Source organism: Rarobacter faecitabidus (assembly GCF_006716265.1).
GTDB classification, from domain to species: Bacteria; Actinomycetota; Actinomycetes; order Actinomycetales; family Cellulomonadaceae; genus Rarobacter; species Rarobacter faecitabidus.
The window spans coordinates 252,102-267,814 of record NZ_VFOS01000002.1 but is presented as its reverse complement, the minus strand read 5'-3'; the positions used below and the strand labels follow the sequence as shown (position 1 = coordinate 267,814).

The 15,713-nt window shown below is 65.9% G+C and carries 12 protein-coding genes; 6 read left to right on the top strand and 6 right to left on the bottom strand.

What is annotated here, in order from left to right:
• Positions 1-420, top strand: a 420-nt coding sequence (locus FB461_RS09190) for an inositol-3-phosphate synthase (protein WP_484335624.1), incomplete at its 5' end; no start/stop codon positions are given.
• A gap of 500 nt (positions 421-920) precedes the next feature.
• Positions 921-2,498 (top strand): S1 family peptidase, encoded by a 1,578-nt coding sequence (locus FB461_RS09185; protein ID WP_170222685.1) that lies wholly within the window; start codon positions 921-923, stop codon positions 2,496-2,498.
• 848 nt (positions 2,499-3,346) lie between these two features.
• Here the strand turns inward: FB461_RS09185 and FB461_RS09180 are convergent.
• Entirely contained in the window at positions 3,347-4,783 is a 1,437-nt protein-coding gene (locus FB461_RS09180) for a CHAP domain-containing protein (protein WP_142121344.1), read from the bottom strand.
• Between the two features lie 26 nt (positions 4,784-4,809).
• Here FB461_RS09180 and FB461_RS09175 point away from each other — a divergent pair, with 26 nt between their 5' ends.
• Positions 4,810-6,084, top strand: coding sequence for an MFS transporter (locus FB461_RS09175; RefSeq protein ID WP_142121342.1), 1,275 nt, complete (start codon positions 4,810-4,812; stop codon positions 6,082-6,084).
• 52 nt (positions 6,085-6,136) lie between these two features.
• On the opposite strand, the gene FB461_RS09170 is transcribed toward FB461_RS09175, so the two are convergent.
• The 5 genes from FB461_RS09170 to FB461_RS09150 all read right to left on the bottom strand — a co-directional run bounded on the left by FB461_RS09170 (position 6,137) and on the right by FB461_RS09150 (position 11,302).
• Complete coding sequence (locus FB461_RS09170; protein WP_142121340.1) at positions 6,137-6,751, bottom strand: response regulator transcription factor; 615 nt, start codon at positions 6,749-6,751, stop codon at positions 6,137-6,139.
• On the bottom strand, positions 6,748-7,893 hold the full coding sequence (locus tag FB461_RS09165) for a sensor histidine kinase (protein ID WP_142121338.1): 1,146 nt from the start codon (positions 7,891-7,893) through the stop codon (positions 6,748-6,750). Before FB461_RS09165 ends, FB461_RS09170 begins: the two co-directional genes overlap by 4 nt.
• Before the next feature lie 39 nt (positions 7,894-7,932).
• Positions 7,933-8,718, bottom strand: a complete 786-nt coding sequence (locus tag FB461_RS09160) for an ABC transporter permease (RefSeq protein ID WP_142121336.1) — start codon at positions 8,716-8,718, stop codon at positions 7,933-7,935.
• Positions 8,715-9,671 carry an ABC transporter ATP-binding protein gene (locus FB461_RS09155; protein WP_142121334.1) on the bottom strand — a complete coding sequence of 319 codons (957 nt, stop codon included), beginning with the start codon at positions 9,669-9,671 and terminating at the stop codon, positions 8,715-8,717. The genes FB461_RS09160 and FB461_RS09155 overlap by 4 nt, the downstream gene beginning before the upstream one ends.
• Positions 9,672-9,814: 143 nt before the next feature.
• On the bottom strand, positions 9,815-11,302 hold the full coding sequence (locus tag FB461_RS09150) for a CCA tRNA nucleotidyltransferase (protein WP_142121332.1): 1,488 nt from the start codon (positions 11,300-11,302) through the stop codon (positions 9,815-9,817).
• Between the two features lie 51 nt (positions 11,303-11,353).
• On the opposite strand from FB461_RS09150, the gene FB461_RS09145 reads away from it, so the two are divergent.
• The 3 genes from FB461_RS09145 to murJ are packed head-to-tail and all read left to right on the top strand — an operon-like array spanning position 11,354 to position 15,695.
• Positions 11,354-11,959, top strand: a complete 606-nt coding sequence (locus FB461_RS09145) for an NUDIX hydrolase (protein ID WP_142121330.1) — start codon at positions 11,354-11,356, stop codon at positions 11,957-11,959.
• On the top strand, positions 11,956-14,013 hold the full coding sequence (locus FB461_RS09140; RefSeq protein ID WP_142121328.1) for a DUF6049 family protein: 2,058 nt from the start codon (positions 11,956-11,958) through the stop codon (positions 14,011-14,013). The genes FB461_RS09145 and FB461_RS09140 overlap by 4 nt, the downstream gene beginning before the upstream one ends.
• Complete coding sequence (gene murJ, locus FB461_RS09135; protein WP_246046174.1) at positions 14,010-15,695, top strand: murein biosynthesis integral membrane protein MurJ; 1,686 nt, start codon at positions 14,010-14,012, stop codon at positions 15,693-15,695. The genes FB461_RS09140 and murJ overlap by 4 nt, the downstream gene beginning before the upstream one ends.
• Positions 15,696-15,713: the final 18 nt, after the last annotated feature.

Here is a 15,713-nt window from a genome sequence, read left to right as displayed (position 1 = left end):
AAGAACATGCTGCAGCGCGACCGCCTCGAGTCCAAGAAGGTCTCGAAGACGCAGGCCGTCACCTCCAACCTCTCCGGTCCGCTCGGCGGCAAGAAAGAGGACCGCAACGTGCACATCGGGCCGTCGGACTACGTCGCCTGGCTCGATGACCGCAAGTGGGCGTACGTCCGCCTCGAAGGTCGCGCGTTCGGTGAGGTCCCCTTGAACCTTGAGTACAAGCTCGAGGTCTGGGACTCGCCCAACTCGGCAGGCATCATCATCGACGCCATCCGCGCAGCGAAGATCGCCAAAGACCGCGGCATCGGCGGCCCGATCATCTCCGCGTCGAGCTACCTGATGAAGTCCCCGCCCGTCCAGATCGAGGACACCGAGGGCCGCGCGCGCGTCGAGGCCTTCATCAAGGGCGAGCGCAACGACTGATTGCACTGAGACGGCCGACGTACCGCGAACAGTTGATCGATCGCGACAAGGCCGCTGCAGTTGAAGTCCGGGTGGGGGCCGACGCATATGCGTCGGCCCCCACCTTCTTGTCATACTCACCACGGCACCAAGTCAATGGCGACATGCTGGTCCGTGTCATGGATGCGTTCGCCCGAGTCTTGCGTGGCACCCCTTTCCAGTGCCGGGACGAATGCGGCCAAGGGAACATCGTCCGCAATAACGCTCCGTGCAATAACTGATCAGCCTGCCGCCTCGAACCAGAATTCGGGCTTCCTCATCCCATGCGCCGCGCCGTTCGACCTGCGCGCGAACGAGAATGCCGGTACGGTCATCAGCATCGGGCTGTCTGGCTCTTCTTGGATGGTGCGTCTACTGGCAGCGTTGCCAGTCGCGACAGGATTCCGCCCCGTCGTCCAGTTCCGATGATCACTGCAGGTCTGCCGATCAACGATGATCGGCGGCAAACCCGGAAGGCAGCAATGATGAAGTACAGGAAATTTGGCGCCCTGATCGGTTCGTGGGCTCTCTTAGGCACACTGGCTCTCGTCGGGACGGCGACGGCAACCACGGCAACATCGTCGACGCCCGCAGTCGACACCGTCGTAAGCCAAGCGAAGGAAAGTGCCGCCGAGGCGGCGAAAAGCGTCAGCGAAACCAAGCTCCAGGCAATCATGCGAGACCTGAAGCTGACGAAGAAGCAGGCGTTGGCTCGGATCAAGCTTGAGAAGAAGGCGGTCAAGCAAGAGAAGAAGTTGAAGAAGAAACTCGGCAACAAATTCGCTGGCCTGTGGATCTCCAAGAATGGCAAGAAGATCGTTGTCGGTGTCACGACAAAGAAGGCGGCCAAGGTCGCCAAGAAGGCAGGCGCGAAGCCAAAGATCGTCAGGAAAAGCCTCAAGTCACTGGCGAAACAGGAGAAGAAGTTCACCAGGGCCAATGCGGCCAAGGCTTCCGGCGTGAGTTCGTGGTGGATCGACCCGACGACCAACAAGTTGGTCCTTCAAGCAACATCCAAGAAGGCCGCGAATAGGGCGCTGAAGACGGCGGGAATCGCAACAAAGGACGCCACCGTTGAGATCAACTCGTCAAGTTACACGGCCTACCGTGACTACTGGGGCGGAGATCCACTCATGGGGTGCACCATTGCTTTTGCCGTGGAAGGCGGGCTGTTGACCGCGGGCCACTGCATCCCAGCGGGTTCGAGCAATCACGGACTCGACACCAAGATGAACAACACCCGCATCGGCACCGTTCAGGCGTACCAGTATGGTGGCGGCATTGACGCCGCCTATGCCCGCAATGAAGGCGGTTGGGTAGGAAAGGGCCGGGTCACCCATTGGAACGGGGGCGGCGGTGTTGACATTAAGGGATCAAACGAGGCCCCAGTCGGATCCCATGTGTGCAAGTCCGGCATGACGACCAAGTGGACTTGCGGCTACGTCACGGCGCGCAATGCAAACACCTACGTGAGCGGACAACTCGTCGTCACGGTCAACACGAATGTTTGCTCGGCCCCCGGCGACTCGGGCGGTGCTCTGGTGTGGAATGACCAGGCACAGGGAATCCTGTCCGGCGGATCGGGATCGGGCAGCAACTGCAGCACCGTCTTCCAACCCATCAACACGATCCTCCAGAAATGGAATCTGCGTCTGACTACGACGGGAAATGCTGGACCGTCCATCGCGTCGATTCAGGGCTGGCAGAACAAGTGCATCGATGTCCCTAACTCCCAGTTCGTCAACGGTGCCGCCGTCCAGATCTGGGACTGCAATGGCACGAATGCACAACGGTTCGAATTTCACAGTGATGGCACGCTGCGAGTCGGCGGAAAGTGCCTGGACCTAGCCGACTGGTCCACCGCCAACGGCAGCAGAGTCCAACTGTGGGATTGCTTCGGTGGTGCCAACCAGCAATGGACTCTGAATAGTTCACTCGACCTGGTCAACAAGCACGCCAACAAGTGCGTCGATGTCAAGGACTGGGGACGCAACAACGGGGCCAAGCTCCAAATCTGGGAGTGTTCAGGCACCGCCAACCAGAAGTGGTGGCGCAAGTAACCTCGACCAGGCCGTATACACCGCGGCGGCGGGGGGCGACGCATTGCGTCGCCCCCCGTTTCCATCCAGCAAGCAAGCGACTCAGAGCTCGCATCATTGGATAGGTGCCTGTCGTCAAAACGAATTCGCGGGTGAGTACCTGTAGCCGTCAAGAAGCCACGACGGACTCAGGCACAGACCCTCAACCCGTGGTGTCCGTCAGTTCCGGACCGACCGTTGAGGGCATGAGACTCTGTTACTACTCTTACGTAGCATGACGCTCAATGCAGAACATTCTCAGGCCAACCCATCCGTGAACGATCAGATCCGAATTTCGGACAGTGAGTGGGCGCGGAGGAAGCATTTACAGACAAAAGCTTGGTGGACTAGCGTTGCTATTACATCCGTCCTGGCGCTTGCCATCTCCTAAATTCCGTGGCTCTCGTGGAGTTTCACCAATAGCCTCCTGGCTGTTCCGACGCAGGTCTTCCGAACAATCCCATTTCTCGCTCTCGGCCTTGCCCTCGTTGCAATCTGGCGAAGTCCCGCTGCCACCGGCTATAGAACCATTGCTACGTTATTGCCATTGATCGTCGCCGGTTACTTCCTATTGGTTGTCGAAATTATTCGACCCCGGGCTGATTTTGAGTTACTTCTGGCTCGTCGTCCTCGTCGGCTACTACACCTGGCTAGCCGTGGTCCTTTCTTCTTTGAACTAGAACCACTCGGACATGCTGGCTCTGAATATTCCCTCATAACCATGATGGAATACCGTGAAACGACACCTCGGACGTCAAGCATCCTTCGTCAGACACAGATCTGCTAGAAGACAAAGTCGAAAACAGCGACGCCTGGCAACGGGCCGCGAACTAGTACTGCGGATACGCGTAGAACGCAGCGGTGGAGCGCGGCAGCCACGTCTCGACGACACCGCGGTACCCGCGTGTGACCGTCCCGCCTCCGCCGGTGTTCCCGTGCAGCAATCGGATGTGCGTCTTGGAGATCGCAGTCACCAGCCCCACGTGCCCGGCGTCCCGGCCGCGCTCCGTGCGCACGAACGCCAGTGCGCCGACCTTCGGCTTTTTCGAGGTCTTCATGGTCCGCTTGACCGTCTCGCGCATATTGGGGAACGGGATCAGCTTCTTCTTGGGCGGCAACAGGTCGGCATTGCCGGAAGCATGGAAACCCCACGTCTGGAAGTACCCGCACCAGGCGGCAGATGAGCCCATCCACTTCTGAATAGGGGTGTTCTTGTTCTTCGCGTAGGTGACCTTGAAGCCGAGCCAGCTGCGCAGCGCAGCGTCGACCTCCCCGAACCTGCCCTTCGCGGTGGTCGTGACCGCCTTCTTTGTCCTCGTGGACGAGTACGCCGTCCGCGCCGAGAAAGTTTGCACACAGCCTGACTGCAACAGGCCGCACTTGGCGTCACCGCTCGGAACCCCCCAAGATCCGGCTGGGCCACCCGATTTGCGATAACTTTCGCCAATGGCTCCGAGGGCCAGCCAAGTGCGCACCTTCTTGCCCTTCCTCACCTCCACCACGACGCCTTCGTCGAACACCTGCCAGCGGACGGCCGTCACCTTCTTGCCTGCGCCGGAAATCTTGCGTGTCTTCGCCTTCGACATCGTCCGCACCTTGGTTATGGCGTGACCAAGCTTGGCGGAGGACTCGTCCCGGCGAACGACCAAACTCTTGGTCACCCCGAAGGTCGGGACGCTGGCGGCGGCGGAGGTCCGCACGGACGGCGAGGCTCCCTTGACGACGATGCGGTACTGGGCAGGGCCGGTCACGCGAACATGCAGATGAGCCTTGCCGCCGGTGGTCTTGTGCGAATCTCCGACCTTCTGCCATGAGCCGCTCGGCGAGTACGCGGGTCCGACGACGCCTCCTGGCTCGGCCGTCTGGTTCGGCGTGATCTTCTTGATCTCCCGTTGTTGCACGCTGATGGTCGCGGACTTGGGCAGGCCCGTGACGGCCAGCCAGATGCGCTCGCCTACCTGCGCCTCCCTAGAGCTGACGCGCAACGTCGGCTTGACCTTGATGGTTTTGACCGCTGCCTTCGGTGCGGCGGTGGCGAGCACGGGGCCGGCGAGCAGGACCGGTGCCAGTGCGAGCGATCCAACGATGGCAGACGCGACCGCTAGACGACCGGCCGACCGCGAGCGCTTGAACCCAGACATGCCCGGCTCCCCTCCGTTGACGATTCCTCGATTCTCACACAATCCGGCGGGCTCGGCCCAGGCGTCGACGGCGCGCTCGACCGGCACGATGGCGGGCTCGGACGCTCGAAAATAGTTCGCGAACACTCCGAACCGGCACCTAGGCTGTACGGATGATTGACGCCGCAGCGCCCGATGGTTCAACCAGCCCGCCCATCGAACAGGGCCGCTGGCGGCGCAACGTCGCCCTGTTCCTGGGTGGCCAGAGCGTCAGCCTGATCGGCTCGGCGGTAGCCCAATTCGCGATCTTCTGGCACCTGACCCTGGAGACGAAGTCCGGCTGGGTGCTCGCGCTCGCTACGTTCTTCGGGTTCCTGCCGCAAGCGATCGTGTCGGTGTTCGGCGGAGTGTGGGCGGACAGGCACAACCGCAAGTTCCTCATCATCGGGGCGGATCTGGCTATCGCGCTGACGACCCTCGCATTCGCGTTCGCCTTCATGGCCGGCTACCGCCACCTCTGGCTGTTCTACGCGGCCCTCACGATCAGGTCGATAGGCGCCGGGATTCAGACGCCCGCGGTCTCGGCGATGATTCCGCAGATCGCCCCGGCCGACCAACTGCTGCGCGTCAACGGCCTGTTCTCCTCGATCCAGTCCCTCGCGAGCGTCGGCGCGCCCGTACTCGCGGCGGGCCTGCTTGCCGTGGGCGGGCTCGAATCGGCGTTCTTCCTCGACGTTGTCACCGCCGTGATCGGTGTGGGACTGCTGGGGCTCGTGCCCGTTGGGAGGGTCAAGCGCGCAGCCGACGATCATCGCGGCTACTTCGAGGACCTCGTCGTGGGACTCCGTTACGCCGCCGGCTCGCGGCTGTTGCGCTTCCTCATCGGCTACTTCGCGCTGATCATGTTCCTCGCCGTCCCGCCGAGCTTCCTCACGCTACTGCTGGTGGCGCGGAAGTTCGGAGACGACTCGTGGCACCTCATGGCGAACGAGGTCGCATTCGGCGTGGGCATGGTGCTGGCGGGCGTCTTCGTCGCCGCTGCCGCAAAGAGGTTCAACAACCGACTGCGTCTCGTGGCGTTCGGCGGCCTGGGTCTCGGAGTGACGACGATCGCGCTCGGGGTCGCGCCCACGTTCGTGCTCTACCTCGTGCTGATGTTCCTGTGCGGAATGACCGTGCCGCTGATGAACACGCCCATGTTCACGATCCTCCAGGAGAAGGTTCCGGCCGAGCGCCAAGGCCGCATCTTCGGTCTTGTCATGATCATCATGGCGATCGCCCTGCCGGTGGGCATGGCGATCATCGGTCCCATTGCCGACCACGTGAAGGTCGAGGTGCTGCTGTGGATCGGCGGCGTGGCGACCATCGTGGCCTCGGTGTGGGGGCTGCGCCAGTCCGTTGCGCTCGCCGATCAGGTGTCGGCTCCCGTGGGGGAGGACGAGGCCTGATCGGCTGACCCGACTGCACGGGCCGCACCGGTGTCGCCCAGGAAAACGGCGCTCAGAGCCAGCCGTTCTCCTGGGCGATGCGCGCCGCCTCGGCCCTCGTGCGCCCGTGCGTCTTTCCCATTGCCGCGGACAGATAGTTGCGCACCGTGCCCTCGGACAGGAATGAGGCGGCCGCTATGTCGGCGATCGTCCCCCCGCCAAGGGCCGCGAGCAGCACCTCGCGCTCCCGCTCCGTGAGCGGATTGTTCCCCACGGTCAGTGATTCAACCGCGAGGTCGGGGTCGACTGCCCGGAGGCCTTGGTGCACCCGGCGTACGGCCTGCGCCAGTTGTTCGGCGGGGGTGTCCTTCACGACGAATCCGCTCGCGCCTGCATCGAGCGCTCGACGCAGGTAGCCCGGCCGGCCGAAGGTCGTCACGATGAGCGAACGGCAACTCGGATACTCCCGGCTCAACGCGGCCGCGGCGCTGATGCCGTCGAGTCCGGGCATCTCGATGTCGATCAGGGCGACATCGCAGCGGTGCTCGCGCGCCGTCGTCACGACCTCGTCGCCTCGTCCAACCTGCGCCACGACCTCGAGATCGGCCTCGAAGTCGAGCAGCGCGGCAAGGGCACCGCGGACGAGTGCCTGATCGTCCGCCAGCAGCAGCCTGATGGATGTGGTCATGACCCCTCCGGTGTTGTCGCCGCCGTCACGATCAGACGAAAACCGCCGCGCTCGCCTCGAGTCGTGGTGACTCGCGCTCCGGCAGCGGAGGCACGCTCGCGCAGGCCGCGCAGACCGTGTCCCGCGGCCACATCGGACGATTCCGCCGCGGCCGTGGGGCCGCGGCCGTCGTCGGCCACCTCCAGCCGATCGGCGGCGATCGTCACCTTGACGTGCGAGGCGCCTGAGTGGCGAACCACGTTCGTGACGCCCTCGCGCACCGACCACGCGAACAGATCGCGGAGCGGAGGGCGGACCACGTCGATCGCGCCGGGCAACTCGGCGGAGATTCCGGCGGCGTCGAGGGCCCGCCGCGCGGCAGCGAGTTCGCCAGCGCGGGTCACGGCCCTCGTCCCGGCGACCGCCCCGCGCACGTCGGCCAACGCCGAGCGGGCGAGGGTCTGAATGTCGAGCAGTTCCGCCGTGGCTCGATCCGGGTTGAGCGGCACTAACTTGGCGGCCAGTTCTGACTTCACGGCGATCACGGTGAGCGAATGGCCGAGCACATCATGCATGTCGCGCGCGATACGAGCGCGCTCCTGGGCCACGGCCAGATCGGCGACCTCCGCCTGAGCCTGCTGAAGTTCGCGGTTGCGGCGGACGAGCTGGCTGAAGGCGAAGACGGCCGTGCTTGCCAGGACGATCGATACCGCAAGCGACGCATCGAACTCCCACCCGGCCACGAATAGGGGCAGCAGGACGGCGATCAGGACGCACGCCAGAGTCCCGATGAAGGCGAGCGGCCGGCGAAGGATGAGGTGGAGTATGACGGATACGAATACCAGGCCGACGAGCCCCTCCTGCCCCGCCCCCAAGCACGCCAGAAAGACGAGCACCGCCTGCAGCGCCACCAGCAGCGCGATCCCGGTAGGGTGCACCCCACCGCGGCGCTGCCTGAACACGGCCCACGCGAACACGAGTGCCTGGGCCACAATGGCACCGACCGCGAGCGCCCGCGGCACCGGCCGGGGATTGGCCCATGCCGCGACCAGCGGATCGGTGAGGAAGACGACCCAGACGATGCCGAGTCCTGGCCCGAATACCCGCCACAGTCGGCGGCGGCCAGAAGGGGCGGCGGCGGGGATGCTGGGCGGCCGATTCATGGGTTCCACGGTACTAGCGGGACCGCGCGCGTTCGCTCGTCACACCCGCGCCGTGTCCTTGCGGAAACGCCATGCCGCACCGAGCCCGAACAGCGCCGCCCACACGAGGACATTGACGATTGACGCGGCCGTGAAGCCGGTTCCCGTCAGCGGGGCGCGGACCAGCTCGGCAAGGCCGTACGTCGGCATGATCTGTGCGATTGATGCGAACCAGCCATCCCCGAGCGGCATGAACAACCCGCCGGCGAACGACAGGAGCGCCAGCACGGGGCCGAGGATCTGCATAACGTTCTCCGACGGCAGCAGATAGCCCATGAAGAGCCCGAAGGCGCCGAACACGAGCGAGCCTCCCCAGGCGATCAATCCCGAGAAAACCCAGACGTAGCCCGGCATTGAGGCACCGAAGAACGCGCCCACCGCGAGCGTGACCGAGACGGAGATCGCCCCGAGCGCCATGGACGCGATCAGCTTGGTCGCGACGTAGGCCCACGGCGCCAGCGGGGTGAGCCGCAACTGCCGCGTCCAGCCCTGCGAACGCTCGACCGACACACCGGCACCGCCCGAAGTAGCCGTGAGCATCGCGCCGTATAGCGCCATCGAGACGAGGATCCAGGCGGTGACGTTGCCGTGTCCCGCCTGCTCGTCACGGTACGAGGCCGCCGTGCCAAAGATCAGGAAGAAGATCGGCGGCATCAGCAGGGAGAAGAGCATAGTTCGCCGGTTACGAAGGAGCCGCCGCACCTCCAGGCGCAGGTACGTGGCACTCAGTCCCACCCGGCGCACGGGACGGACGGACGGGTTGCTTACTGGGGTGAGGCCGGTCATCGTGAGGCTCCTGTGGCGATGGCGTTCTGGGGCTGGGACGTGAGGGCGACGAAGGCGTCCTCCAGATTGTGCGAGGAGATCTCCAGGTCGTGCGCAGCCATCCCTAGCAGATAGCGCGCAACCGAGTCGGAGTCGTGCGCCCTCACCAGTACGCGAGGGCCACGCACGTCGACCGACTCGACCCCAGCGATGGCACGCAGATTGGCGGCCACCTCCTCCGGATCGGGATGCCCCGCACCCGTTGTGAGTTGCGCGCTGACGGTCCGGCCGGACGCGAGGTTCTTGATCTCGGCCGCGCTGCCGTCCGCGACGATGCGCCCCTGACTGACGAGCACGATCCGGTCGGCGTAGGCGTCTGCCTCTTCCAGATAGTGAGTGGCGAAGACCACCGTCCGCCCGCTCGCCGCGTCCTCGCGGATCGAGGTCCAGAACTCGCGCCGGCCCTCGACGTCCATGCCCGTCGTCGGCTCGTCGAGTAGCAAGAGGTCGGGCTCGCTGACGAGCGCCATGGCGAACCTCAGCCGCTGCTGCTGACCGCCAGAGCAGGCCGAGACCCGTCGGCCAGCTATCTCGGTGATGCCGGCTCGTTCGAGGAAGGGTTCCGGGTCCACCGATCGGCCGAACAGCGCCGCGGTGAGTTCGACGGTCTCGGCGACGGTGATGTCCCGCAACAGGCCGCCGGTCTGCATGACCGCCGCGACCTGCCCGGCGCCGATCGCGTCCTCCGGACTGCGGCCGAACACGCGGACGGAACCTGAGGTCGGGCGCGAAAGCCCGAGGATCATGTCGATCGTCGTGGTCTTCCCAGCGCCGTTCGGCCCGAGGAAGGCGACGACCTCGCCGGGTTGGATCGTGAGGTCGATGCCGTTCACGGCGTGGACCGTGCCGGCGGGCGAGGGGAACTGTCGATGAAGGTCCCGCAGTTCAAGCGCGGGGATGGTGGGTGCGTTCATGCCTTCATCGTCCCGCCGCACGGACGGCTGCGGCAGTCCTGCACGTCACGAACCGGGGATGACAGATGTCACTTGCTCGCCGCGCTCCGCCGCGGCGCATGGGTGTCTACCGGCAGGTATCCGGACTCTATTCCCGGACGTCCCTAAGCCTGGGCCTGCCACCATTCGAGCAGCCGCGAGCGCGCAGTCTCGTAATCCGCGGGACCCTCGTTCAGGCGCAGATCGAGCAGGAACTTGTAAGCCTCACCGACGACCGGGCCGGGCTTGACGTCCAGGATCTCCATGATCTGCTCGCCGCTGAGATCGGGGCGGATTGCCGCCAGTTCCTCGCGCGCGGCGAGATCGGCGATGCGCTGCTCCAGGTCGTCGTAGGCCGCCGAGAGGCGCGCGGCGCGGCGCTTGTTCCGCGTCGTGCAGTCCGCGCGGGTAAGTCGGTGCAGCCGCTCCAGCAGCGGCCCTGCGTCGGTGACGTAGCGCCGAACGGCGGAATCGGTCCATTCGCCGTCGCCGTACCCGTGGAAGCGCAGGTGCAGTTCGACCAGGCGTGCCACCTGCTTGATCGTGTCCTTGTCGAACCGCAGCGCCCTCATGCGCTTGGTCGTGAGCTTCGCGCCGACGATCTCGTGGTGGTGGAAGCTCACACCTCCGCCCGGCTCGAACCTGCGCGTGGCCGGCTTGCCGATGTCGTGCAGGAGCGCAGCGAGTCGCAGGATCAGATCGGGCCCGGGGACGGGCCCGTCCGCGCCGGTCTCGAGGTCGATGGCCTGATCGACGACGGTGAGCGTGTGCTCGTAGACGTCCTTGTGGTGGTGGTGCTCGTCCACCTCGAGTTGCAGGGCGGGGAGCTCGGGCAGAACGGCGTCAGCGAGGCCAGATTCGACGAGAATGCGCAGCCCGCGGCTCGCGTGGCGACCCAGCAACAACTTGACGAGCTCGTCGCGCACCCGCTCGGCCGAGACGATGCCGATCCGGTCCGCCATCTCGACGAGCGCGGCCGCCGTAACCGGCTCGATACCGAATCCGAGCTGAGACACGAAGCGCGCGGCACGCATCATGCGTAGCGGATCGTCGTCGAAGGACTGCTCCGGCACGACGGGCGTTCGCAGTACCTTCGCGGCCAGGTCGGTCAGCCCGCCGTAGGGGTCCACGAACGTGAGCTCGGGTAGGCGCACGGCCATCGCGTTGACCGTGAAGTCGCGCCGCGAGAGATCGCCGTCCAGATTGTCGCCGAAGGCGACCTGGGGTTTGCGGGACGATGGGTCGTAGACATCGGAGCGGTACGTCGTCACCTCGACGGTGATCCCCGGCCGGCCGCCTCGCGCGTGCCGCGCGGCGCCGATGGTGCCGAATTCCTTGCCGATGTCCCAGTGCGCGTCTCCCCACTGCGCCAGCAGCCGCTGGGTCTCATCGGGCATGGCGGACGTGGCGAAGTCGAGGTCGGTCAGGTCGCGATCCAGGAGCGCGTCACGAACCGGGCCGCCCACGAGGGCCAGCTCGGAGCCGTTCGCCGCGAAGAGCTCGCCGAGCTCGATGATGGCGGGGTGGTCTGCTTGCAGGCGGTCGAGTGCCGCGTGCAGCATGAATGCAGGATGGTCCACGGGCACGGCTGAGTTGGCGTCGGAATCGGGCATGATGACCAAGCCTAGCCGTTGTCCCAAGGCTCAGTCGGTAGAGTGGAAGGCATGTCAGAACCGGCCAGGCGAGATGAAGGGCGTCCAGGCGTACCCTTACCGCCCGCCGGTCATGCCCTTCGGCTGCAGGATGGCCGCACGCGCGAACCGCAACGTCACGCGCCGCGCGAGGACAGCGCGGCCTTCCCCATCTTCGAGGAGACGTCGGCGGGCGGCATCGTCCTCACGTACATCGACGGAGTGCCCCACGCGGCGGTGATCGCGCGGCGCAATCGAGGCGGCCGACTTGAGTGGTGCCTGCCGAAGGGCCACCTCGAGGGCGCCGAGACGCCCCCGCAGGCGGCCATCCGAGAGATCAGCGAGGAGACCGGAATCCGCGGACAGATCCTCGCCCTGCTAGGCGTGATCGATTACTGGTTCACGGGAACCGATCGGCGCGTGCACAAGGTGGTGCACCACTTCATGCTCGCGGCCGTGTCCGGCACCCTGACAGTGGAGAACGACCCGGACGCGGAGGCCGAGGACGTCGCCTGGATCCCCGTGGACCAGTTGACGCAGCGCCTCAGTTATCCGAACGAGCGCCGCATCGCCGCGATCGCGCAGACCCGGGTTCAGGATCACGACGTCACGAGCCACTATCGGGAGGGCTCGACGTGACCCGTCCCCGCACTTCGGCGCGGGTGGCTATCAATGCGTGGATGGTCTTGCTGACCTGCGCTTTTGCTGCCGCGCTCGTCCTCGCCGGCCCCGGAGTGACGGCGGCGCACGCGGTGTCCACGGCGACCGAGTTGAAGGTCACCATTGACGCGGTGAGCCCGAACGTGGTGACCCCCGGAGCTGAAATGAAGGTCTCCGCGACCATCCACAATCCGAGTGCCGCGGATTTCACCGGCGACTCATCGCTCCGCATTTCGCGGGTCATCCTGCAAACGTCTGCCCAGATCGACGAATGGCGCGTCGCGGAACCGCTCTCGGATGCCGGCTCGATCCTGCGCACCGCCCCGATCACCATCGCGGCGGGCAATTCGACGAGCATCGTGTTCAGCGTTCCCTCGACCGAACTGGGCCTCCTCGGCACCTCCGACGGGCTCGGTCCGAGGGGCATCGCGGTCGATGTGGCCGGAAGCATGGACGAGGTCTCCGGCCGGCTCGGCATCTCCCGCTCCTTCATGATCTGGCAACCCCTCGCAGCGGAGGCAACACCTGCGATCAACCTCACGATCGCCGCACCCATCACCTCGCCACTGAGCGATGTGCCCGCGCAGACCGAGGCCGAGGGCCGGCTCTCGCGGGTGATAGAGGCCTCCGCCGCCGGAACCGCTATCTCGTGGCTCGTCGATCCCGCGGTCGTCCTCACCGCGAGCGGGAAACTGCCGCCGAATCTGCTCGACACGGATCGACCCGCGACCACGCCCGCCAGCACGGCCTGGGCCACCCGCCTGACGGGACTCGCGAAGGGGCGGGACGTCACTGCGCTTCCCGTCTTCGACGGCGATCTCGGCGTATTGGGACGCGACCCAGCGGCGCCGGAGGCCTCGTCCTCCCTGACCCGGGAGACCCAAGCGATAGCGAGCGGATGGCACACCAACATCGGGCTGCCCGCGGAATCGGCCCCCGCTAAATCGATCCTGCAGGACGCTTACCGTCTGGGGATCGACACCGTGATCGCGCGCTCGGGCTACGACGTGATCTCCAACCCGATCGATACTCCCGGCGGCGTCACTCAGGTCACCCACGATCGCGGTGAGACAAAGGTACTGGTCGCCGACGAGACGCTGACCGACGCCTTCCTGGCCAGCGGGGATGACTCACCCGCCGCAGCCACCCAGACCCTGCTGGCGGAACTGGTCGTCATCGCCCGGCAGAACGTCGACTTCGAGCGATCCTTCCTCATCGCCGTGCCGCGCACGTGGGATCCGGACGTGGCGATCACCCAGGCCATGACGCAGGCCATCGAATCGGCGGCGTTCGTGAACCCGATCGGGCTCGGTGCCCTCAGCGCTGAACCCGTGGAGATCGTGGATCGCGCACTTCCGCGCGCGTCAAAGCGAATCGAGCGACTTCGCCTCACCGCGTCGGATTGGTCCAGCCTCGTCGCCAGCGCCAAGCGCGCAACCGACTTCGCGATCATCGCGGATAACCCGGAGGCCCTCACTGCACCCCTGACAGACGCGGTACTGCTGGCATCTTCCGTCAGCCTGCTCAGGAATAGCGAGGCGCGGGATGACGCGATCCCCGGCATCGAGCGCGCGTCCGAGGAGTTGATCGGATCGCAGGACGTGATCATCGGCTCCGACGTCAACCTGATCTCCGCGTCGGGGCTGCTGCCCGTGACGCTCGCCAACCGACTCGATCAGGACGTGACCGTCAACGTGAGTCTTGTGCCCGACCAGGCGCGCCTCATAGCCGAGCCGGTGACGGGCGTTCGCGTGCCAGCGGGCTCGCAGACCTCGGTCGACATCCCCGTGCGCGCGGTCGGAAGCGGCGATGTGCACGTGGAGGTGCGCCTCGTCTCGTCCGCGCATCGCGTCGTCGCGACCCCGGCGTCGTTCGAGGTGCGCGTGCGCGCCGACTGGGAGTCGCGGGGCACCATCCTGGTGGGCGGACTACTGGCCCTCGCGCTGATCGCCGGCATCTTCCGGACCATCCGGCGCGGTCGCGCCAGCACACGGACCACCAAGGGGCCCGGACAGGAGCTAGGACGCGCGTGAGCGACCCGAATCTCGAGCCCGAGGAGGAGGCGACCGGCACCTCTACCGGACGCGGCTCCGTGCTCATGGCCACCGGCACGTTCGTCTCCCGCATGTTGGGAATGGTGCGCAACGTCCTGCTCGTCGCCGTGGTCGGCGCTACGGGTCCCATCGCCAATGCCTTCGACATCGCCAACAAGCTGCCCAACGTCCTGTACGCCCTGCTCGCCACCGGTCTCATCAACGCCGTGCTCGTCCCGCAACTCGTCAAGGCATTCAAGCGCAAGAACGCACAGGAGTACACGGACAAACTGCTGACCTCGGCCACGGTCATCATCCTGGCGTTCACCGCGGCTTTCACGATCGCCGCGCCCTGGCTGGTCCGGATCTACACGGACTCGAGCTGGACGCCCGCGCAAGTGGCGCTCGCCACGGCTCTCGCCTTCTGGTGCACGCCGCAACTGTTCTTCTACGGCCTGTACGCGATCCTCGGCCAGGTGCTCAACGCCCGGCGGCAGTTCGGCCCGTATATGTGGGCGCCGGCGCTGAACAACGTCATCTCGATCATCGGGTTCGGCATCTTCATCGTGGTTTTCGGCCGCGCCGCAATCGGCGGTGGGGATGATGTCATCGCCGCCTGGACGCCGACCCAGACGGCCGTCCTCGGCGCGATCTCAACCGGCGGCATCGTCGCGCAGGCACTCATCCTCTTCGTTCCGCTCTACCGCTCCGGATTCCGCTGGCGCCCGCGCTTCGGCGTGCGCGGCATCGGATTGCGGGCAGCAGGCACAGTCAGCATGTGGGTGATCGCCGCCACGATCCTGGATCAGCTCGGCGTCTGGTGGGTCACCCGGCTGGCCACGGGCGCGCCGGCGCAGGCGATCGCGGCGGGTGAGGCCGCCACCGCGGGAGAGGTCGCCTCCAACGGCACGTACACGCAGGCGTTGATGATCTACCTGCTGCCGCACTCTCTGGTGACCATCTCCATCACGACCGCGCTGTTCACCTCGATGAGCCGCGCGGCCTCCGCCGGCCGCCTGGACCGCGTGCGCGCCGACATGTCCGAAGGCTTCCGCACAGTGGGCGTGTTCACCGTCGCGGCGACGGTCGCCATGATCGTGATGGCCCAACCGCTCGTCAAGGCGCTCGTCCCATCCATGCGCGGCATCGAGGTGGCGGTCACGGCTCCCGTCCTGCAGGCCATGTCGCTCGGGCTGGTGCCGCTCGGCGCGATGGTGCTCATGAAGTGGGCCTACTTCGCATTCGAGGACGGGCGCACCGTGTTCTGGATGCAGCTGCCGGGCACGGGGGCACTCGTCCTCTTCGGCTGGCTGGGAACCGTTGTGTTGCCCGCCAGCAACTGGATCGTCGGCATCGGCCTTGCGATGGCGATCTCCAATTTCGTGGTGCTGATCTCCCGATACGGCGGGTTGCGCGCTAAGCTTCACGGCCTGGACGAGGCCCGCGTCACGCGACTGCACGTACGAGCGGTCGTGGCCGCTATCGTGGCGGCGCTGCCCACGTGGGCGATCCAGCGCGCGATGGGGTTCCAGCCCGGGGATTCCTGGGGACACTCCCTGATCGTCACGGCCGTGGCGGGGAGCGTGTTCGTCGGCGTCTACGCGGGCGCGCTCAAACTCATGAAGGTGTCCGAACTGGGTCGCATGATCGATCCGATCGCCCGCCGGCTCCGCCGCCGCTGACGTGCGGAAACCATGAGC

Coding starts and splice junctions, on each gene's coding strand:
- FB461_RS09185 (WP_170222685.1), top strand. CDS start 921: ATGATGAAGTACAGGAAATTTGGCGCCCTGATCGGTTCGTGGGCTCTC.
- FB461_RS09175 (WP_142121342.1), top strand. CDS start 4,810: ATGATTGACGCCGCAGCGCCCGATGGTTCAACCAGCCCGCCCATCGAA.
- FB461_RS09170 (WP_142121340.1), bottom strand. CDS start 6,751: ATGACCACATCCATCAGGCTGCTGCTGGCGGACGATCAGGCACTCGTC.
- FB461_RS09165 (WP_142121338.1), bottom strand. CDS start 7,893: ATGAATCGGCCGCCCAGCATCCCCGCCGCCGCCCCTTCTGGCCGCCGC.
- FB461_RS09160 (WP_142121336.1), bottom strand. CDS start 8,718: ATGACCGGCCTCACCCCAGTAAGCAACCCGTCCGTCCGTCCCGTGCGC.
- FB461_RS09155 (WP_142121334.1), bottom strand. CDS start 9,671: ATGAACGCACCCACCATCCCCGCGCTTGAACTGCGGGACCTTCATCGA.
- FB461_RS09150 (WP_142121332.1), bottom strand. CDS start 11,302: ATGCCCGATTCCGACGCCAACTCAGCCGTGCCCGTGGACCATCCTGCA.
- FB461_RS09145 (WP_142121330.1), top strand. CDS start 11,354: ATGTCAGAACCGGCCAGGCGAGATGAAGGGCGTCCAGGCGTACCCTTA.